20 protein-coding genes are annotated in these 20591 nt (G+C 42.8%); 6 read left to right on the top strand and 14 right to left on the bottom strand.

Annotated elements, in window-relative coordinates; genetic code table 11:
- Positions 1 to 52: 52 nt before the first annotated feature.
- The 3 genes from cls (ACTJKA_RS00880) to ACTJKA_RS00870 all read left to right on the top strand — a co-directional run bounded on the left by cls (ACTJKA_RS00880) (position 53) and on the right by ACTJKA_RS00870 (position 2552).
- Positions 53 to 1249, top strand: coding sequence for a cardiolipin synthase (gene cls, locus ACTJKA_RS00880; protein WP_171465867.1), 1197 nt, complete (start codon positions 53 to 55; stop codon positions 1247 to 1249).
- Positions 1250 to 1261: 12 nt separating this feature from the next.
- Positions 1262 to 2224 carry a UV DNA damage repair endonuclease UvsE gene (gene uvsE, locus ACTJKA_RS00875; protein WP_041091396.1) on the top strand — a complete coding sequence of 321 codons (963 nt, stop codon included), beginning with the start codon at positions 1262 to 1264 and terminating at the stop codon, positions 2222 to 2224.
- Positions 2225 to 2297: 73 nt separating this feature from the next.
- Complete coding sequence (locus tag ACTJKA_RS00870; protein WP_008343494.1) at positions 2298 to 2552, top strand: hypothetical protein; 255 nt, start codon at positions 2298 to 2300, stop codon at positions 2550 to 2552.
- Positions 2553 to 2768: 216 nt separating this feature from the next.
- On the opposite strand, the gene ACTJKA_RS00865 is transcribed toward ACTJKA_RS00870, so the two are convergent.
- The 3 genes from ACTJKA_RS00865 to cls (ACTJKA_RS00855) form a co-directional block, all read right to left on the bottom strand.
- Positions 2769 to 3767: a S66 family peptidase gene (locus tag ACTJKA_RS00865; RefSeq protein ID WP_268358369.1), complete on the bottom strand. Its 999-nt coding sequence runs from the start codon at positions 3765 to 3767 to the stop codon at positions 2769 to 2771.
- Between the two features lie 209 nt (positions 3768 to 3976).
- Positions 3977 to 5692: an ABC transporter ATP-binding protein gene (locus tag ACTJKA_RS00860; RefSeq protein ID WP_041091393.1), complete on the bottom strand. Its 1716-nt coding sequence runs from the start codon at positions 5690 to 5692 to the stop codon at positions 3977 to 3979.
- A gap of 105 nt (positions 5693 to 5797) precedes the next feature.
- Positions 5798 to 7300, bottom strand: a complete 1503-nt coding sequence (cls, locus tag ACTJKA_RS00855; RefSeq protein ID WP_268358366.1) for a cardiolipin synthase — start codon at positions 7298 to 7300, stop codon at positions 5798 to 5800.
- Positions 7301 to 7456: 156 nt separating this feature from the next.
- Between cls (ACTJKA_RS00855) and ACTJKA_RS00850 the strand changes: the two genes are divergently transcribed.
- Positions 7457 to 8425 carry a S66 family peptidase gene (locus ACTJKA_RS00850; RefSeq protein ID WP_268358364.1) on the top strand — a complete coding sequence of 323 codons (969 nt, stop codon included), beginning with the start codon at positions 7457 to 7459 and terminating at the stop codon, positions 8423 to 8425.
- Positions 8426 to 8946: 521 nt separating this feature from the next.
- Here ACTJKA_RS00850 and argS read toward each other — a convergent pair.
- The 5 genes from argS to speE form a co-directional block, all read right to left on the bottom strand.
- On the bottom strand, positions 8947 to 10620 hold the full coding sequence (gene argS / locus ACTJKA_RS00845) for an arginine--tRNA ligase (protein WP_017360071.1): 1674 nt from the start codon (positions 10618 to 10620) through the stop codon (positions 8947 to 8949).
- Positions 10617 to 11039 (bottom strand): DUF1934 domain-containing protein, encoded by a 423-nt coding sequence (locus tag ACTJKA_RS00840; protein WP_007497707.1) that lies wholly within the window; start codon positions 11037 to 11039, stop codon positions 10617 to 10619. Before ACTJKA_RS00840 ends, argS begins: the two co-directional genes overlap by 4 nt.
- Before the next feature lie 124 nt (positions 11040 to 11163).
- Complete coding sequence (locus tag ACTJKA_RS00835; protein WP_035389831.1) at positions 11164 to 11511, bottom strand: hypothetical protein; 348 nt, start codon at positions 11509 to 11511, stop codon at positions 11164 to 11166.
- A 78-nt stretch (positions 11512 to 11589) separates the two neighbouring features.
- Positions 11590 to 12462, bottom strand: coding sequence for an agmatinase (gene speB / locus ACTJKA_RS00830; RefSeq protein ID WP_017360073.1), 873 nt, complete (start codon positions 12460 to 12462; stop codon positions 11590 to 11592).
- Between the two features lie 69 nt (positions 12463 to 12531).
- Positions 12532 to 13362, bottom strand: a complete 831-nt coding sequence (gene speE / locus ACTJKA_RS00825) for a spermidine synthase (RefSeq protein ID WP_003214614.1) — start codon at positions 13360 to 13362, stop codon at positions 12532 to 12534.
- Between the two features lie 225 nt (positions 13363 to 13587).
- Here speE and ACTJKA_RS00820 point away from each other — a divergent pair, with 225 nt between their 5' ends.
- The gene (locus ACTJKA_RS00820; RefSeq protein WP_345911294.1) at positions 13588 to 15657 is read left to right on the top strand and encodes a transglycosylase domain-containing protein; all 2070 of its coding nucleotides are present in this window, start codon (positions 13588 to 13590) and stop codon (positions 15655 to 15657) included.
- 125 nt (positions 15658 to 15782) lie between these two features.
- Here ACTJKA_RS00820 and ACTJKA_RS00815 read toward each other — a convergent pair whose 3' ends face one another.
- Together ACTJKA_RS00815 and ACTJKA_RS00810 are read right to left on the bottom strand one after the other, a co-directional pair.
- Positions 15783 to 16301, bottom strand: a complete 519-nt coding sequence (locus ACTJKA_RS00815) for a YwhD family protein (protein WP_046526740.1) — start codon at positions 16299 to 16301, stop codon at positions 15783 to 15785.
- Positions 16302 to 16313: 12 nt separating this feature from the next.
- The gene (locus ACTJKA_RS00810) at positions 16314 to 16970 is read right to left on the bottom strand and encodes a site-2 protease family protein (RefSeq protein ID WP_231583261.1); all 657 of its coding nucleotides are present in this window, start codon (positions 16968 to 16970) and stop codon (positions 16314 to 16316) included.
- 113 nt (positions 16971 to 17083) lie between these two features.
- Here ACTJKA_RS00810 and ACTJKA_RS00805 point away from each other — a divergent pair, with 113 nt between their 5' ends.
- Positions 17084 to 17269, top strand: a complete 186-nt coding sequence (locus tag ACTJKA_RS00805; protein ID WP_008343530.1) for a 2-hydroxymuconate tautomerase — start codon at positions 17084 to 17086, stop codon at positions 17267 to 17269.
- Positions 17270 to 17321: 52 nt separating this feature from the next.
- On the opposite strand, the gene ACTJKA_RS00800 is transcribed toward ACTJKA_RS00805, so the two are convergent.
- The 4 genes from ACTJKA_RS00800 to ACTJKA_RS00785 form a co-directional block, all read right to left on the bottom strand.
- Positions 17322 to 18140, bottom strand: coding sequence for a zinc-dependent metalloprotease (locus ACTJKA_RS00800; RefSeq protein WP_046526742.1), 819 nt, complete (start codon positions 18138 to 18140; stop codon positions 17322 to 17324).
- Positions 18141 to 18363: 223 nt separating this feature from the next.
- The gene (locus ACTJKA_RS00795) at positions 18364 to 18864 is read right to left on the bottom strand and encodes a YwgA family protein (protein WP_007497715.1); all 501 of its coding nucleotides are present in this window, start codon (positions 18862 to 18864) and stop codon (positions 18364 to 18366) included.
- Between the two features lie 30 nt (positions 18865 to 18894).
- Positions 18895 to 20196 (bottom strand): HD domain-containing protein, encoded by a 1302-nt coding sequence (locus ACTJKA_RS00790; RefSeq protein ID WP_007497716.1) that lies wholly within the window; start codon positions 20194 to 20196, stop codon positions 18895 to 18897.
- 170 nt (positions 20197 to 20366) lie between these two features.
- Positions 20367 to 20588: a DUF1450 domain-containing protein gene (locus ACTJKA_RS00785; RefSeq protein WP_003215259.1), complete on the bottom strand. Its 222-nt coding sequence runs from the start codon at positions 20586 to 20588 to the stop codon at positions 20367 to 20369.
- Positions 20589 to 20591 lie beyond the last annotated feature (3 nt).

The following is a 20591-nucleotide window of genomic DNA, read 5'->3' as shown; positions in this document are numbered from 1 at the left end:
TTTTTGCCCATTTGGGTACACTATCGTCATATGTAAAAAAGGAGGAACCTTCATGATCGCATGGATCATTCTACTCGTCGTCTTCGTCATTGTTCTACTCGTCAGGCTAGATCTTTATATAGGGAGAAAATATTTTTCTACCCATGCTTTTGAACGGTCTTTTGACCAAACAAGCGGCGATGCAGCCTTTTATCATGATGGCGAACCACTGTTTGATCAGCTTCTTACGGATATACAGCAAGCCTCTTCTTCTATTCATATGATGTTCTTTATTGTAAAGAACGACAAGATTGGGCAAAGGATTCTGCAAGCACTTAAAGCGAAAGCAGAGCAAGGTGTTTCGGTTTTTTTGCTCACTGATCGGTTAGGCTCCTATCCATTTGATCAAACATCCATTCAGATGCTAGAAAAAAGCGGCATTCAATTTTACTTTTTAAACAAACCACGTTTTCCTTTTTTCATTTATCGTTTGAACATGAGAAATCACCGGAAGATCACGGTGATTGATGGGAAGATCGGCTACATTGGCGGGTTTAATATCGGCGATGAATATGTAGGGAAAAACGGCAGGTTTGGCATTTGGAAAGACTATCACCTGCGCATGACAGGACAGGTTGTCGCAGACCTCCAGCATGTATTTCTGAATGATTTGTACCGGTCATCTGGTATTCACCAGCTGCAATACGAGGTTTTTCCTACACTGGAACCGGGAACATTACAGTGCACAACACGTGCGACGGCAGGTTTTTCTTTAGAGGCTTTATTTCTTCACGATATTCAACAAGCGAAAAAGCAAATCACCATCTGCACGCCCTATTTTATTCCATCAGCTCCTCTTCTAAGCGCCCTTCTTGACGCACGGAAGCGAGGCGTGACTGTCGACATTATCATCCCAATGAAGGCAGATCACCCGCTTGTGAAAGAAGCTGGATTTCATTATTTGAAAGATCTGATCGCTGCTGGATGTCTTGTGTATCGTTTTTATAAAGGGTTTTATCATGCGAAAGCCATTCTCATCGATCATAGCCGTTGTATGATCAGTACGGCGAACTTTGATAAACGAAGTTTGTTTTTCAACGAAGAAGTGGATGTGGCCATTGATGATCCCGCCTTCACCGCACATGTAGAGGAAAAGATTCGTGAACACATGGAATTTTCAGAACTGATGACTGAAGAAAAATACAAACAACGCCCACTTCTCACGCGTCCAATTGAGTGGATAGGCGCCCTGTTCTCATATTTTTTATAAAGGAGTTGACCTATGCGTTATCGATTTGGTTATGTATCCAACGCCGTCACTTTATGGGAAGCTTCACCTGCCAAGTCGCTGACCTTTGCAAGATACAGTAAGCTCTCAAAGGAAGAGAGGACAGAGGCTCTATTGAGAACGACGAAAGCCAACCTCGTCAATACATTAAGAACGCTTTATTTTGCGATTGCCCATGATATTCCGCTTTACCGTTTTTCAAGCTCGATTGTCCCGCTCGCCACCCATCCTGAGGTGCGGTGGGACTTTGTGACACCCTTTCGCAAAGAATTTCTAGAGATTGGTCAACTCGTAAAGCGGCACGGATTACGAGTGAGCTTTCACCCCAATCAATTTACTTTGTTCACAAGTCCAAAGCCATCTATTACAGAAAACGCCGTCATTGATATGACCTATCATTATGAAATGCTTGAGGCCATGAAGCTTGAAAAGGAAGGCTATATGAACATTCATGTCGGAGGTGCATATGGCGACAAGGCATCTGCTTTACAGCGTTTTGATGAAAATATAAAGCAGCTTCCTGCACATATCAAGGCGAGAATGACGCTTGAAAATGATGACAAAACCTATACGTCATTAGAAACGCTTGATGTTTGTGAAAAGCATGGCATCCCGTTTGTATTTGATTACCACCATCACATGGCAAACAAAGATGATGATGCGGCACTTGATGACATTTTGCCAAGAGTGTTTGACACGTGGGCAAACACTGGCATACCGCCTAAAATCCACTTATCCTCACCAAAATCAGAAAAGGCGATACGAAGCCATGCGGATGGAGTGGAGATGTCGTTTGTTTTGCCACTTTTTCAAGCTTTAAAGCCGTATGGTCGTGATGTGGATTTTATGATTGAGGCAAAGAAAAAGGATCAGGCTTTGCTCCGTCTTGTTGAGGAGCTGTCAGCGATCAGAGGCAATCGGCGGACGGGCGGAGGCACCATTGAGTGGAAATCGTAGAGAAAGGTTTACCTCTATCACAACGGGGGTAACAAAGCTATTGTGAGAAAGTATTTAACAGGAGGATATGAAGATGTCACAAATCTATTCAATCCGAATTGCTGCGAAAGCATTGAATTTACATAAGCTTATTTCTCTATACGAAAAGTGCCAGCACGCTCAGCATCGTTTATATGTATATTCTAAAAAAACAATGTGCAACATTAAGAACATCGTAGAGCTAGAAACCTTTAGGCTCACTCATTTAGAATCAGACTATTTAATCGTGGTAGAAGGAAAAGAGGCACAAGACCTCCTTCAGCCATTTGAAAAAGAGAATGCTTCGTAATCGTAAAGAAAGGCAGCCTTAGGCTGACAAAGGGATAAAATGAACTTTATTTTAGCCCTTTGTCTTCTTTTCAGCGTAGTTGAAAACCTTTGCAGTCTAGGAAGGACGAGTACCGGCGCGGAGCGAATGTCACATTCGTGAGCACCGGCACGCAGGACTGACACCGAATGCGAGGGTTTGTCTACACGCTGGGGCAGCCTTAGGGCTGCTCTTTTTCTATATCCATGCTTCTGTCAGCCAAACCTCGCCTAACGTTGCATTCATTTTTACTTGTGTACCGATTGGCATCGTGAGCATCGGATGCGTATGGGCACTGTCAAATTCTGCGATGAGCGGCCTCTTTGTATCTCCCAGTACTTCAAGTAAGAGATCGTGCGGCCTTTTGCCCGTTCCTTCATCATCAAACAGCTCATGTTTCCCTAAGAGGATACCAGATACCCGTTCAAACACACCATTTATCTTTAACAGAGAGAAGTTCTTTTCGACGATGGAGGCTGTTTTCATACAATCTTCAATGAGAAGGATATCGCCTTTTTGGATTTGAGGCATGAATTCACTTCCCCATATGCCATACATGGCATTTAGGTTCCCGCCGATCAGTCTGCCTTCTGCCTGCCCTTCAATGACGCACATCCAATCGTTTGGACGTTTTTCTTTTTCTCGTATTTTCTCTTCCCAGTTGATCCGTTCGTCCGTCCAGAAGGGCGGTTTTTTCACCTGATACGGGATGGGCTGCGGATGAATGAGAATGTCCTCGAAAGATTGATATGTATGATCGACAAATGGTTCAAACTCTCCAAAAGACGGCACAAGTGCAGGCCCGTAAAAAACAGGCAGACCCGTTTTTTCATAAGCAGCTAAAAGAATCGCCGTCGCATCTGAATAACCAATCATGATTTTTGGATGCTTTATCAGCAGCTCAAAATCAAGATAAGGCAGCAAACTATTCGAGTTCGTCCCCCCAATCATCGACATGATACAGGACAAATCTTCTCTCGCCATCAGCTCATTCAGCTCAGCTGCTCGTTCTTGAATCGTTCCCGAACGATAGTGATCCTCTTTCCCTGTTAATGATCCTGGTACCACAATGAATCCTTTTTGTTCAAGCCATTCCTTCGCCCGCTCATACCTAAGAGGCGAGGTGGCAGATGCTGGACTTGAGGGAGAATAAATACCTATTTTATCGCCCTTCTGTAAATGCCGAAGCCTCTTCATTCCATCAGATCCTTCCTACACGAGTTTTTACTATCCTAGCAAAAAAAGCCCTTTTTCAAAAGGGCCTCGATTTAAAAATAAAGTACACTTCAATTTAACAGCTTAAACAGGCCAAATATGATGACAGTAAAACTGATGACCAGCGTCGCAAATATCTCAATACGAAAAAGAGCCCAGCTTAATAACTGGACTCATTCAATCACTTCTCTTCAATGACCAAACTGCGCTTCGTGCAGTCTGCTGTATACACCGCCCATTTGAATTAAATCTTGGTGACGGCCTTGTTCTTCAATGCCTTCCTCTGTCACGACGATGATTCGATCTGCATGTTTAATTGTCGCAAGGCGGTGAGCAATGACGAGTGTCGTCCGGCCGACTGCCAGTTCGCTTAGTGCGTCTTGGATCGCTTTTTCTGTTTCTGTATCAAGCGCTGACGTCGCTTCATCCAAAATAAGAATAGACGGGTTTTTCAAAAACATCCGTGCAATTGACAGGCGTTGCTTTTGACCGCCGGATAGCTTAACGCCGCGTTCACCAATGACCGTATTCAACCCTTCTGGGAACCGCTGAACGAGCTCCTCTAAATGGGCACGTCGCACCGCCTCCCAAATGTCTGCATCACTCGCTTCTAGGTTGCCGTACGCAATATTCTCACGAATGGTGCCTGAGAATAAAAAGACATCCTGCTGCACAATGCCAATCTGCTGTCTTAAAGAGGACAAAGTCATCGATTTTGTGCTCACACCATCAATGGTGATGTCTCCTTCGTCCACATCATAAAAACGAGGCAGCAGACTGCAAATGGTCGATTTCCCCGCTCCTGATGGCCCGACAAACGCAACAGTTTCCCCTTGTTTGATCTTTAAGTTGATATCCTTCAATACATGACTGTGCTCATCGTAGCCAAATGTCACGTTTCGATACTCAATTTCACCTTTCAAGCCGTAAATATCACGTGCTCCTTCTGTATCCTTCACATCTGGCTCTGTTTCAAGCAAATCGACATAGCTTTTAAAACCGGCAATGCCTTTTGGATACATTTCAATCACCGTGTTGATCTTATCAATGGGTCTGAATAGCACATTTGTGATCAAGACAAAGGCGATAAATCCGCCTGCCGTTAATTGACCTTGAAGAACAAACCATGTACCTGCCAGAAGGACAAACAGCGTCACAAGTCTTGTGAGAATATAGCTGATTGATCCGTTAACTGACATAATTTTATAGGAAAGAAGTTTCGCTTTTCGAAAGCGGTTGTTGTTTTCAGCAAAACGCTTTTTCTCAAAATGTTCATTTGCAAAGGCTTGAACAAGACGAATACCGCCAATATTGTTTTCAACCCTTGCATGAAAATCTCCAATGTCATTGTTGAGTTGTGTAATCGCCTGTGTCATTTTTTTATTAAAATGAAGGGCTAACCAGATGATGACTGGCATAATCAAGAAGGTTAAAATGGCAAGCTGCCAGTTAATCATGAGCATGACGGCAAAGGCGCCAAGAATGGTCATAATCGCAATAAACAAATCCTCAGGTCCGTGATGCGCCACCTCACCAATGTACATGAGGTCATTGGTCATTCGAGACATAAGCTTACCCGTTTTGTTGTTATCAAAGAACTTAAATGAGAGACGCTGAAAATGATCAAACAGCTTCTTCCTCATATCTGTTTCAATATTGATGCCAAGCATGTGCCCCCAGTACGACACAATAAATTGCATCACTGAGCTGAGTGCGTAAATGACAAACAGCGCAAGTGCGGTCCAGGCAATGACCGTCCAGTTCCCTGTCGGCAGTAATGTATCAATGAAGTAGTTCACGATCAGCGGGAAACCTAGTTCCATGAGTCCGACGGCCACAGCGCAAAAGAAATCTAAAAAGAACAGACCACGATAGGGCCTGTAATAGGCAAAAAAGCGTTTTAGCATATGTAAAAGAACCTCACTTCCTCTATAATTGATAATCATTTTCAATTATAGAGGAATCATTATAGAAATACTAGATCAGGAAATGATTTCTTCCCCTGGATTCCCTCACAATACACCTGAAAACAACCGAGCAAACGATTCCTTTAAACGTTCCTTTAAGCCCCTTTTATAAAAATGAACCGGCCCCATTTGCTCACATTCCTTCATATCTTCCTCATAATGAGCCATCAATTGCTCGATCGGTTTCTTTGCCGCTGTAAAGACATTGACCTCAAAATTGAGTTGGAAGCTTCTCATATCAACATTGGCCGTTCCGACAGAGGCAAGCTCTCCGTCTGCAATCATGACCTTTTGATGCATGAATCCTTTTTGATAGTGATACACCTTGATGCCTTCTTTCAAAAGCTCAGAAAAATAAGATCGTGTGGCGTATTGCGTGAGAAAGCCATCATTAATCTCAGGCACCATCACACGCACATCCACCCCTCTTGTGGCCGCAATTTTTAACGCTGTGCGAATGGATTCATTTGGGACAAAATAAGGCGTCGCAATCCAGACAAATTGCTTTGCATTCGAAATGAGTGCGTCATATAAATCACTCATACTTTCCTTCATATCAGGTCCAGTCGGCACGACCTGTATGACATCTTCTCCTGTCACAGGATGCGGGGTGTGATACTTCGGATCATCAATTAACACTTCATCTGATACATACTCCCAGTCCAGCATAAATATGGAGTGAAGTGTCTGAACGGCTTCACCCTTTAACATCGTATGCGTGTCACGCCAAAAGCCGATGTTTTCATCGCGTCCTACATATTCCTTCCCGACATTGAGCCCACCAACAAATCCTGTTTCTCCATCAATAATCACGATTTTTCGGTGATTTCGGAAATTGAATTTTTGATTAAAGAATCCGTATTTTAATGGCAGAAAAGGAGCGACCTTTATCCCCGCCTGCTTCAATCGTTTAATATCTTTTCGTGAGAAGCGAATGCTGCCAGCCGCATCATAGATGAAGCGGACCTCTACTCCTTCTTTCACTTTTTCAATCAGGATCTCCATCATCCGGTGACCGAGGAAATCAGATTTGAACATGTAATATTCTATATGGATGAACGTTTTTGCCTTTTTTAATTCTTCAAAAATACGTGGAAAGGTTTCCTCTCCATTCTTTAAAATCTCCATATCACTATTTGTATTTACATGCATCCCTGTCGCTTTTTCTGTGTAATGAAAAAAAGCACGCTGATTATCGGTTAAACGCGTCTCATCCGGTTTACTCTCAAGCTCTGATATTCTGCGTAATTTTTCTCGGTTATACATTCTCTTTGATTTAAACAAATGTCCTTTGACATATAGCTGTCCTGAGAACAAATAAAACATATAGCCGATGATCGGGAAAAAGATCAGTACATACATCCATAACAGCGTGTGCTGTGATGTCCGGTTCTCTAGCATAAGCGAAATAATACTAAATAAAATGATGGCGATGTAACTAGCTGCGTAAAGCTGAAAACCCCACGCTGGAACCGGCCACCAAAACACCACATATGCCCCAAATATCATGAAATATAAAAATAGAAATTCCAGTCTCCTCTTTTTCACATTCTCCGCCCTCATTCGTTTCTGTCTTTTTCTCTTCCATACCCTTTGCACAGCTCGTCTGAAACGCACATTTTGCTGCTTTCTTTTAGCTTTTACAGACTGGAGCGTTTTGATCCGATATAATGGAAAATATGTGAAGGAAGGGACGAATGACTGATGCATACACCACCTGCTTTAAAAAAGGGAAGCCACATTCGGGTAATTGCTCCAAGCCGAAGTGCCAGCATTTTATCAGAAGAAGGAATGGCTCAGGCGAAAAAACGTTTAGAGGCATTAGGGTTCACTGTTTCTTTTGGACAACACGTGTTTGAATGTGATCTGCATTCCTCTTCTTCTATTGAATACCGTTTATCTGATCTACATGAGGCATTCTCAAATGATGAAGTCGACGGCATTTTGACAGCAATCGGTGGCTTTAACTGCAATGAGCTTTTGCCTTATATAGATTATGATTTGATCCGTCAGCACCCAAAAGTTCTTTGCGGCTACAGTGATATTACCGCACTTGCAAACGCCATTACCGCCAAATGTGACATGGTGACGTACTCAGGTCCTCATTTCTCCAGTTTCCAAATGGAACAAGGACAAGAGGAGCAGACAGCCATGTTTCAAGCGTGCGTGATGAGTAGCGAGCCATTTGATGTCACCCCTTCTACAAAGTGGAGTGATGATGCGTGGTATCTTGATCAAGCAAATAGGCAGTTTCATCCGACAACATGGGGGATTTATCAAGAAGGAACAGCTGAAGGCACCTTGTATGGCGGAAATCTTTGTACACTGAACTTACTACAAGGGACACCCTTTATGCCTGACATCAAGGATGCCATCTTATTTGTGGAGGATGATGACTTGGTCTTTCCTGAAATGTTCGCCAGAGACCTTGCCTCGCTCTTGCAGTATGCCGAATCCATTAAAGGGTTAATCATCGGACGTTTTCAAAAGAAATCCAAGATGACAGAGGAACATTTGAGGTTCATTCTAGATAAGCACTCAATGCTCAAACACATCCCGGTGATTTATGATGTAGACATAGGACATACACAGCCGGTATTCACCTTACCGAATGGCGGGAGTGCAGAGCTATCCTGCTACGACGGACAAATCCAATGGCGTGTTCATCCATAAATAAAACCTAAAAAGCACCCTCATTTGTTGGTGCTTTTTCTATGCCATCATTTCTTTTTAAAATTTTTTTAGAAAAAGTGATCCAACCCTTCATCCCCTTCGTTAAGTAGATGTAAAAAGAAAAGAGAGGAGGCAAAAACATGTTCTCTGATGTACTTAGCCAATTATTTGATTCTATCTCTAACATTATCAATACACTTGGATAATCCCATTAACGCACACATACTACATGCTTGCCGAAGGGAGGATACAAACTATGTTCTCTGATGTACTTAGCCAATTATTCGATTCTATTTCTAACATCATTAACACACTTGGGTAATTCCTATGACACGCACATACTACATGCTTTCTGAAAGGAGGATGCGCTCATGTTCTCTGATGTACTTAGTCAATTATTCGATTCTATTTCTAACATTATTAATACGCTTGGTTAATTTTCAAAACCCGCTATCTCTCGAGAATAGCGGGTTTTTTATATAAAGAAGCCCCGCTCATAAAATAGAGCGGGGCTTTGTGCATTACATTTTTTCCGGTGCAGATACGCCAATGAGTTTTAATGCGTTGGCTAGTGTAATTTGTGTCGCCTTCATCAGTGATAGGCGTGCTGTTGTTTTTGTTTCATTTTCAACATCAATGACCTTCTCGGCGTTGTAGAAGCTGTGAAGGGCTGATGCTAGATCATAGATATAGTTTGTGACGCGGTGCGGAATACGTTTTTCTGCTGCTTCTGCTACAACTTCTGGGAAGCTGCCGATGATTTTCAGAAGATCGTATTCTTTATCGGACTGAATGTGAGAGAAATCTGCTTTTTCAAGGTTTGGCTCGTAGCCTTTTTCTTCCCCTTGACGGAGCATGCTGCAAATTCTCGCATGTGCATATTGCGCGTAGTACACAGGGTTTTCGTTAGACGTAGAAATCGCTAAGTCTAAGTCAAAGTCCATATGTGTCGCCGCACTTCTCATCGCAAAGAAATAACGAGTGGCATCTAAGCCCACTTCTTCAATCAAGTCACGCATTGTGACGGCTTTACCTGTACGTTTACTCATCTTCATCTTTTCACCGTTTTTGTAAAGGTGAACAAGCTGAATGATTTCGACTTCCAGTTTGTCCTCTGGATATCCGAGTGCTTGGATTGCCGCTTTCATTCGAGGAATGTAGCCGTGATGATCCGCTCCCCAAATGTTGATGAGCTGGTCAAAACCTCTGTCTAATTTGTCCTTGTGATATGCGATATCTGGAAGCAAGTACGTGAAGCTGCCGTCTTTTTTAATCAGGACACGGTCCTTGTCATCACCAAAATCAGTTGAACGTAACCATGTTGCGCCATCTTCTTCAAAGACATAGCCTTTAGCGCGAAGTGTTTCTAGCGCTGGTTCGATTTTTCCGTTTTCATATAAAGACGTTTCAGAATACCACACATCAAATGGGACACGGAAATTCTCTAGGTCGACACGTAGTTTTTCTAGTTCATATTTTAAACCGTACTCACGGAAGAATTTCATACGCTCTTCTTCTGATTCATGCACGAAACGGTCACCAAATTCATCCGCAAGTTTCTGCCCGATGCCTTTGATGTCTTCTCCTCTGTACCCGTCCTCTGGCATTTCTTTTTCAAGACCGAGCGCCTCAAAGTAACGTACTTCTACAGATAGAGCAAGGTTATTGATCTGATTGCCTGCATCGTTGATATAGTATTCACGGCTCACGTCGAAGCCTGCTTTATCAAGGATGTTGCAAAGAGAATCTCCTACAGCTGCACCGCGGGCATGTCCAAGGTGAAGGTCACCTGTTGGGTTGGCTGAGACGAATTCGACTTGTACTTTTTGACCGCCGCCCGTATTCGTTTCGCCATAAGCCTCTTTTGCTTCAAGAACTGCCGGAATCAGTTTCGTTAAATATTGATTGTTCATATAAAAGTTGATGAATCCTGGACCTGCAATATCCAGTTTTTCAATTGACGCTTTGCCTTTGTCAAATGCATTCACAATGTCCTCGGCGATTTGACGAGGTGCTTTTTTCGCAATGCGAGCAAGCTGCATCGCCATATTGGTGGAATAATCACCGTGAGTTTTGTCTTTTGGCACTTCCAAAAGAACATCCGGCACCTGGCTTTCATCAGCAAGTCCTGCTTTGACGACTGCCGCAATGATTTCTTCTTTTAACGCATCTTTGACCTGTTCTGCGATATTCATGAACGTAAATCCTCCTTATATGAAATCGATAATGTATGTAAATGCTTTTGATCTTCACCTGTCAGCATATCGTACGTAATGTGCAGAAGCCCATTGTCTACATCAAGATCAATGCCATGTGTGTGCACATCGAGCTGAAGTGTGCCAAATGGCATCGTGTAATGTGTCACGGTCGTTTCTCCAATGAGAAAGCGCTGCTTCATTTGAATCGCACCTGATCTCATGACAAAAATTTCTTTTTCACTTATTTTGACAACAGTTTTTACTTGACCCATTTCATGTTCTTCATGGTAAGTGAGATACGTTTTGTCATTCTTCTCTTGATACGTTCCAGTTGTTCGGAATTCGATCGTTTCAGCCGGTTCCGTCTCTGGTTTCATCACTGACTTTACATGAATTGAAATTTGGTTTTGTGTCATTTTGCACTTCCTTTGCTAAGACCCGTTTAACTAAAATAGTATACCATAATCCCGATTGCCTATCATCCCATCATTTCTCATCTTCGTGTGGATGAAACCCCATTCTTGATCTTCACCTGTCTCTTTAGAAAAAAAGAAAAATGAAGCTCACGCCTATCACGAGTCCAGTCTTGAGCCCTGCGCTTTTTCGATTGATGAGATAAAACAGTGCTTGGATACCTGAACTTGCCAAAAATGCCTGAAAGAAATCAAATGGGAGAAGATGCCCTTGCTTATAAACAAATAGCATAAACAGCGCGATGCCAGTGAGATAGAAAAAGCCTCGATCCTGAAACAGATGAACCATCTCATCCTTTGCCTCTTTTTTCGAGGTAAAAGTAGGCGGACTCGCTGCAAGCTCTCTTTTCAGCGTAAGAAAGCCTGCCGCTAACACACATAAAGCGAGTAATACCATCAATACAGAAGAAAACACGACCTGCCTCCTTTATCATGTCACCAATGTAAAAAAAGAGCTTGTCCATATGAGATGACAAGCTCCTCTATCAAGATGTTATTTCACAAAACCAAGCAGCATTTCTCGTAAAAGTTTGCTTGCTGTATTCGCCGTTTGATCCGAATGATCATATACAGGCGCTACCTCTACAAGGTCTGCACCGACGACATGCACATCAGAACCAGCAATGGCATGAATGGATGCCAGTAATTCTTTTGACGTAATACCGCCAGCATCCACCGTTCCAGTACCAGGCGCATGTGCCGGGTCGAGTACATCGATGTCAATTGTCACATAAACTGGGCGGCCTTTCAGCTTTGGTAATACTTGTTTCAATGGCTCCAGCACTTCAAATTTAGAAATGTGCATACCTGCTTCTTTTGCCCATTCAAATTCTTCTTTCATCCCAGAACGGATGCCGAAAGAGTATACATTTTCAGGTCCAATAAGTCCTGCAACTTTACGAATCGGTGTCGAATGTGAAAGCGGCTCACCCTCATATTCCTCACGAAGATCGGTATGTGCGTCCATATGGATGATGGCCAAATCAGGGTATTTCTTATACATCGCACGGAAAACCGGCCAAGACACAAGATGCTCGCCGCCCATTCCTAATGGAAACTTCCCTTTTTCTAAAATGCTGTCAACATACTCTTCAATTAAATCTAAGCTTTTCTGTGCATTGCCAAATGGAAGCGGGATGTCGCCAGCATCAAAGAATGGCACCTCGTGCAGTTCACGATCTAAATAAGGACTGTATTCCTCTAATCCAATGGATACTTCACGAATACGGTTCGGGCCAAAACGTGAGCCTGGACGGTAGCTGACGGTCCAATCCATCGGCATCCCGTATAAAATGACTTTCGCATCTTCCCATGTCGGATGACTTCCAATAAACACTTTTCCTGAGTAAGCCTCGTCGAATCTCATGCAAGATTCCTCCTTTTACGCTTCAAAAAATGCGCAAACTGACATTTGCGCATTTCCATTTCGCTTGATTTATTTGATTAAATCGCTCACAAATTTTGGCAGAACGAATGCCGCTTTGTGCAATTCTTTTGTGTAATATTTCGTATCAATATCAAAGAAACGGCTGTCTTCTACAGCAAGTGGATCATACTTCTTAGAACCAATGGTAAATGTCCAAAGACCGCTTGGATATGTTGGGATATTCGCTGTGTATAGCTTGGTAATCGGGAAAATTTCTTTTACATCACGCTGTACATTTGTAATTAACTCAGGTGTGAACCAAGGGTTGTCCGTCTGTGCAACGAAAATACCGTCTTCTTTTAGTGCTTTTGAGATTCCTGCATAGAAACCTTTAGAGAACAAGTTCACAGCTGGTCCAACTGGCTCAGTTGAGTCAACCATGATCACGTCATATTCGTTGTCGGCTTCCGCAATGTGCATAAAGCCGTCTCCGACTTTTACATCTACACGAGGATCGTCTAGTTTCCCAGCAATTGAAGGAAGGAACTTCTTCGAGTATTCAATGACCTTGCCATCAATATCAACAAGTGTCGCTTTTTTCACACTTGGGTGCTTGAGGATCTCACGAATAACACCGCCGTCTCCTCCGCCTACAACAAGGACATTTTCCGGGTTTGGATGAGTGAAAAGAGGAACATGTGCCACCATTTCGTGGTATACAAACTCATCTTTCTCTGATGTCATCACCATACCGTCTAAAAACAGCATATTGCCAAACTCTTCTGTTTCCACCATTTCTAAATGCTGAAAATCTGTTTGTTCTGTGTGAAGGGTTTTGTTCACCTTCAATGTAATGCCAAAATTCTTCGTTTGCTTCTCTGTATACCAAAGTTCGCTCATTGTTCATCTTCCTCTCATCCAATAATAAACAAACATCTATTGTTAGCGCCTTTTATCGGCTATGACTATATCGATTGTCCAAGAAAAAAGTATAGTGGATTCATATCAAATTGTAAAGAACCGCATGAGATAACTTCATTTTTAAAGCGCACCCTTGCAGTCGCCTGTTTAAAACGGTTTTCTTTGTCCCATACTGATAAAAAACCGTCAAAATGGGGGCTTTGCATGGACACAATCATGAGTAATAAAAAAATCCGCATGACCGTGAAAACGATTCGAGCCTGTTTTTTTATCGGCTTGCTCGCTTTTCTATTTGCAGGCACAGTCTTTTTGACGATTCTTTTACTTGCTAAGTGGCAAGGCGCTCCCTCTGTTCAAGTTCCCCAATCCACGACCATTTATGCAGCCGATGGGTCTAAACTTGGCGAATCAAGCTTTGGAGAAAAGAGATACTGGGTTCCGTTAAAGGACATGTCCCCTCATATACAGCAGGCGGTGGTCGCAGTTGAGGATAAAACCTTTTATCAGCATCACGGCTTTGACGTGAAACGAATGGCAGGTGCTGCGGTGGCAGATATTCGTGCAATGGCAAAGGTACAAGGCGCCAGCACGATCACCCAGCAATACGCACGAAATTTATATTTAGATCATGATAAAACATGGAAGCGGAAGTGGAATGAAGCCTTTTACACGATCCGCTTAGAACAAAACTATACAAAAGATGAGATATTAGAAGGATACTTGAACACCATTTATTATGGCCACGGCGCATACGGCGTGGAAGCGGCATCCCGCCTTTACTTTGGAAAAAAAGCGAAGAACTTAACTTTAGCTGAGTCTGCCTTGCTTGCCGGGATTCCAAAGGGGCCTTCTCTCTACTCCCCTTATGTGAATGAGGAGAAAGCCAGCGCAAGAAAGAATATGATTCTGAGGCAAATGCAAGAGGATGGCATGATTACGAAAAAAGCGGTTGCTGATGCCAGCAAGGAAAAGCTGTCCTATCGCCCGCTCAAACAAAAGCAGCTACAAGCAAAGCAGGCCCCGTATTTTTATGATGATGTGATTCGCGAACTGAAACAAACGCTGGGTTTAACCGAGGAACAAATTGAAACGTATGGTCTTCATATCGAAACGACCTTACAACCTGAATTACAAAAAATCGCTGAAAAGACTTTAACCAACATCATGGATGCTGAATCAGATATCCAAATCGGCTTTGCTGCCATCCATCCCCAAACAGGGCATGTACTCGCCCTCATAGGCGGGAGAGATTACGAGAAAAGCCCATTCAATCGTGTCACACAAGCAAAAAGACAGCCGGGTTCAACAATGAAACCACTTCTCTATTACATGGCTTTGCAAAATGGGTTTACACCAGCAACCGTGATGCGCAGTGAAGAAACTGTTTTTGAACTCGATGAGCAAGGAAGCGGCGCCGCTTATTCACCAAGCAACTATCATGGCTATTACGCCAATGACGGTATTACGATGCTTCAGGCTTTGGCTCTATCTGATAACATTTATGCGGTCAAAACCCATCTATTTTTAGGAATGGAACAGCTTGTACGTGCAGGGAAAACGTTCGGGATTCACGAAAAACTAGATCAAGTGCCTTCACTTGCGCTAGGTACTTCACCTGTCAAACCAATCGAAATGACCAATGCTTACGCGATGCTGGTCAATGGAGGAAAACGTGTCAAGCCAACCTTTATTACGAAAGTAACGGACGCAAAGGGCAACTTACTCTTTGAGGAGAAACAAAAACGAGAGCAAGTACTAGATGAAAAAGCAGCATTTGTCACCACTGACATGATGTCAGGGATGTTCAATGATCAATTAAATGGCTATACAAGTGTCACAGGTCGTACCATTTCAAAAGATCTTACCAGAACGTATGGAGGGAAATCGGGGACGACAGGCGCTGACAGCTGGATGATCGGCTTCTCTCCCCAGCTCGTCACAGGTGTGTGGACCGGCTATGATAAAGGACGTACCATTGACTCGGTCAAAGAAACCGCCTATGCGAAAAAGATATGGGCTTCCTTTATGGAATCAGCCCTCTCGAATCAGCCAGCCTCCTCCTTCATGCCGCCAGACGGTGTAAAAGGCGTATATATCAATCCAAAAACCGGTGATCTCGCAGGCCCAGGATGCGAATCAAAGGTATTTACCTATTTTATAGAAGGAACGGAGCCGACCGGTGTCTGCTATGGTGCCGAGAACAAAGCATCTGAGCAAGACACGGCTCAGGATCAACAGCCTAAGAAATGGTGGGAAAAGTGGCTGAAGCGTTAAAAATGGACATGAAAAACCCCGAGATCTGCATCTCGGGATTCTCCATGTCCTAGCTTTAACACCAGTTTACTGAAAAAACGACTGGAATTGGTATCCATTCATCATTCTTCACAAAAATTTCACAATTACTCAGGAACAGCCAATCCTTCTTTTAATTCATCTGTGGATGCTTCCCATAACGCCTCATTGTGACTCTTCAAGAAATCAGCGAGCACCTTTTTCGAACCATCATCCATATGATTGACAACGATTTTACGCTTCATGGATTTATCCATTAAATTCACATGCTCAGGAAGCGACTTATATCCTCTGCGGATCGAGCGGTCAACCGTCATTTCACAAGCTGTGACGCCTGCATAATATGGCCCCTCTTCTCTGCGGTCAATCGTCACCCATACGAGCCAATACGGTTTTCCGTTAGGTACCTCTTCTTTGGTTTTTAAAAATTTAATTCCTTTTTCGACGGCACTTCTTGCATGCATCGCACCAATATCAATGACGGCTTCCTTTTCCTCCACATCAATGATGACTGGCGAGATATTATCAAGGCTGAGGGCACCTGCCCCAAAACCTCCATGCCCATCCGTTGCATCTGTTTTTTTAATGATATTAAAACCAATTGGTTTCTTCTTTTTACCTTCCATTCATTAAACCTCCTAAAGCAGCGGCTTCAAAATAAGATTAAACCAGTATATGATTTGATCCCGCATTCCGATCAATGGAACAAAAACAAACTGACCTAGCGGCGTGATGACGAAGATGAGGAAAATGATGATTCCATACTGTTCAAACTGCGTCATCTTTGCACGGATGCCGGGACTGACAACATCCTCAATAATACGATATCCATCCAGCGGCGGGATCGGTAATAAGTTAAATAGGAACAAAATCACGTTCAAGTTAATAAAGATTTGGAAGAAATAATCGACCCCCGGCTCAAAGCGAATGAGCGACTCCCCGCCAAATTTCTGAAGAAGCACATACACAAAAAAGCCTAGAAACGCCAACACCAAGTTACTTAATGGGCCAGCAATCGAGACGCAGATTCCTGCTAAGCGCGGGTTTTTGAAATGGTACCGATTCACAGGTACAGGCCTCGCCCAGCCAAACCCAGCCACAAAGATCAAGATCGTCCCGAAAACATCAAGGTGCTTCAATGGATTGAGCGTCAGTCTGCCTTGATTTTTAGCTGTCGGATCTCCAAAACGATACGCAACATATGCATGCGCCAGCTCGTGCATCGTAAAAGCCACAACAAGCGTAATGGCGACATATGGAATCAGTTCTAATGGATAAACAAGAAATTGGTCCAAAGGCATGAATCCCTCTTTCTTTCTATACAATGATTTACTTCATTCAGTATACTATAAGAAGTCCCTTAAACTAAAGGGAAGCGTAGCATGAAAGGAAAAAGGAGGTTTTCGCCATGCCAATTATCACCGTTCAAATGCTTGAAGGAAGAACAGATGAGCAGAAAAGAGCTCTTGTGGAGAAAGTCACAGATGCCGTTGTTGAAACAACAGGCGCAGGTGCAGAAAAAGTCTCTGTCATTATTGAAGAAATGAAAAAAGAACATTATGCTGTAGCAGGAAAGCGAATGAGCGACCTGTAAGCATATAAAAAGGACAAACACTTTTTCGGTGTTTGTCCTTTTGTCTCTTACCTTATCTGTACCAAGCTTTATTACGGTTCACTTGATTTTTATGAGCCGCATCGAAGTAATCGACAGTGTAAGAATAATCATAATTCATTAAGCAGACAATTCCGCTGCCTTGAGGGTCATGCGGCAAACCAAAGTTATGGCCGTATTCATGTGTAGCCGCTTTTGCTGTATTCGCTGTTCCTTGATCAAGGTTGACACTGAATGCACTTCCGCTCGGTGCACTATTGTAAACATAAGCGATTCCGCCAGCATCAAAGTTTGGATTTGCTGTAAATCCTGTGACAAAATCGTATCCTCTGCCATCAAAGCTGCGCTGAAGGTTAGACAAAATTTGTGATGCATTTGATCCTGAAGACGTCCAAGACCCTACGGCTTGTACGACAAAGTCCACATCATGATCACGGTTAAATGTCACATCCGCTTGCTCAATGATGCTGACAATGCGCGTCTGCCAATCACTATATTTCGCACGATACTGCGCATCAGCTACTGCATAGACGGTCACTTTCTGACTGCCTGTACTAGCTTTTGTTGAAATCGAATCTCCTGTATTTGCTTTAAAGGTTCTAGACCCTACCTGTTTACCAGACTCGTCTAAAATTTTTGTTGTCACATCTCTTTCAATAGGAGGTGCCTTCGTCAAATCTTTAAAATCGTTTGCCTTTGGCAACCCTTCACTAATATGTGTTTCAAACGGCGCATGACCATGACCATGATCATGCCCATGACCTGCACTTGCAACTGGTGCAGAAGCTGAACTTACCCCCGGTAACAAACTACCTACCAATAAAAATGACAAAAAGACTGAACGCTTTTTCATTCCTATCCCTCCTTTGTTTTTCACAAGGTTATATATTCACTGAAAATTCACTATTTTCCTTCTATTCAGTCAAAAACAGGGAATTGGATATACAGGAAGAAAGTCGAAACATGTCATTTTCACTAATTTTTCGGATATTTTGACACACATTTCATTCAAAAATAGCGCTTTCGGTCCGGGTCTTACAAAACAAAAAAAGCCCAAAAATTGGGCTTTTGAAAAGTTAGTTCAATTCCTTCAACTGATCAATATAAGCAAGAGCTGCCTCAAATTCTTCGTCCGTATAGCGCTGCTTGCTTTTAATGGTGAAGACCTTTTCCTTTACCTCATCTTTTGGCAGATCATCAAAGTATAAAATCGTTGAGACAAGCTCTAGAAAACGAGACGATTGCTCATTCATCTGCTGCGTCAGCACTTTGAGGTCAGGCATGTCCACTTCACACTGATCGAGAAACTCTTTCCCATTGTCCGTCAGCGAATAGCGATATTGATAGTATCCGCCCTTTTTTTCCTTCATTTCGTCCAAGAATCCAAGGTTGCACAGCTCTTCAATTCTGAGCGTCAACTCCTCTGAATAGGGGCCATAAAAATGAAAATCGTATTTCTCGTAAAAAGGCAAATCTAGCTTTTTTGCTATGTAAATCATTTTTTGCAGCTTCTTCCGTCCAACGATTTCCCCAGATTCAGAGAACACCTTCATCAACTTTGCATGCTCTTTCAACAAATTCCCGACATCTCCTTTTTCAGTACTTCCTTATCCCAATCCAAGCAGCTTCATGATCGCCTTCTTTTCTTCAGCTTTTTCCGACATATCTACAATTAAGTCCATCGGGAAATAAAGTTTATGATCGGTTCTTCGTTTACCGGAAATGGCGTCAACAATATCTGACTGTCTCGACAGCTCTTTAATATGACCACTTTGCGTCAAAAGGTGGATCGGCAGCCGTTCTTCTTCTTCGCCCGGTCTATAGAAGTCATAAGGCAAATCAGAGGAAGAATCGACCACTAAATAATAGTCAGGATCAATTCCTGCTTCTTTGAACAAAGCCGTCAGCTTGAAATATTTCGTCATTTCTTCGTTAGGATTAAACTCTGTATATTGGAATAAACGGCGGTTCATAAAACGGCGGCACAAATCAGCCAGCACGTGATCTTCTTCATCTTCCCACGCCTGAAAATAAAATAAGACAATGGATTCATCCAGCTTAATATAGTCCTCTGTGGTGACATTTCCTTCAAAAATTGAATAAAAATGAACCGGGGCATGTGTAAAAATGTAGCCAGTTTCATGCAGCTCTTTTGCACGATGGAGGATTTTTGTTAAAATGACCTCCGCGCTGCGGGTCACTGGGTGGAAATACACTTGCCAGTACATTTGATAGCGGCTCATAATATAATCCTCTACGGCATGCATCCCGCTCTGTTTCATCACAATCTGATCTTCTCTTGGACGCATCACGCGTAAAATACGTTCCATATCAAAGTGACCATAGCTGACGCCTGTATAGTAAGCATCACGCTGCAAGTAATCCATTCGGTCGGCATCAATTTGACTTGAAATCAAACTGACCACCTGTTTGTTTTGATACGTTTTGGCAATGACTTCTGCTACATGCTTTGGAAAATCGTCACTGACCCGGCGCAGCACTTCATTGACTTCCGTCTGCCCTAAAATGATATCTCTTGTAAACGATTCATGATCTAAATGAAAGACCTTTTCAAAGGAATGAGAAAACGGACCATGTCCAAGGTCATGAAGCAGGGCGGCACTCAGTACAAGCTCACGCTCCCCTTCATCCCATTCGGGTCTTCCTTTAAACACATCATCCACAATTCGTCTGACAATCTCGTATACACCGAGTGAATGATTAAATCGGCTGTGTTCTGCCCCATGAAACGTTAAATAAGTGGTGCCTAGCTGTTTAATTCGTCTAAGGCGCTGGAACTCTCTCGTTCCGATTAAATCCCATATCAATGCATCCCGTACGTGAACATAGCGGTGCACAGGATCTTTAAATACCTTTTCTTCGGATAATTTCCCTTTTGGATACGCCATCGTTTCGTCCCTCTTTTTTTAAGACGTGTTTCTATTATATCGGGTAACTTTTCCCGAAAACATCCTTGAATTTGCTGGCGAATGTGTTCTCATAGATTGAACGGACGTAAAAAGCCCGACCTGACAGGGACGGACCTCTTTTTAGGTCGACTGAACACATTCAGTGACATTTATTTGACTTTTTTTTGAACCTTTTCGAGTAACTCATCTTCTGTTGGTGCGGATAATGGGCGATTGTTCACAAACGCAAAAGCCTTTTTTCGTCCTGGACCGCAATACGATTGACAGCCAATCTCAATTTTTGCATCAGGGTCAACCGATTTAAGTCGAGGCAATAACGTTTTTAGGTTCGTCGCATCACAATCGTCACATACGCGAAACTCATTAGCCATGTT

Origin of the sequence: Bacillus sp. 22190 (genome assembly GCF_052045575.1) — a bacterium.
In the GTDB taxonomy this organism is placed as follows: Bacteria; Bacillota; Bacilli; order Bacillales; family Bacillaceae; genus Bacillus; species Bacillus altitudinis.
The sequence above is the reverse complement of the archived record's forward strand: the minus strand, read 5'-3'. Positions and strand labels throughout refer to the sequence as shown.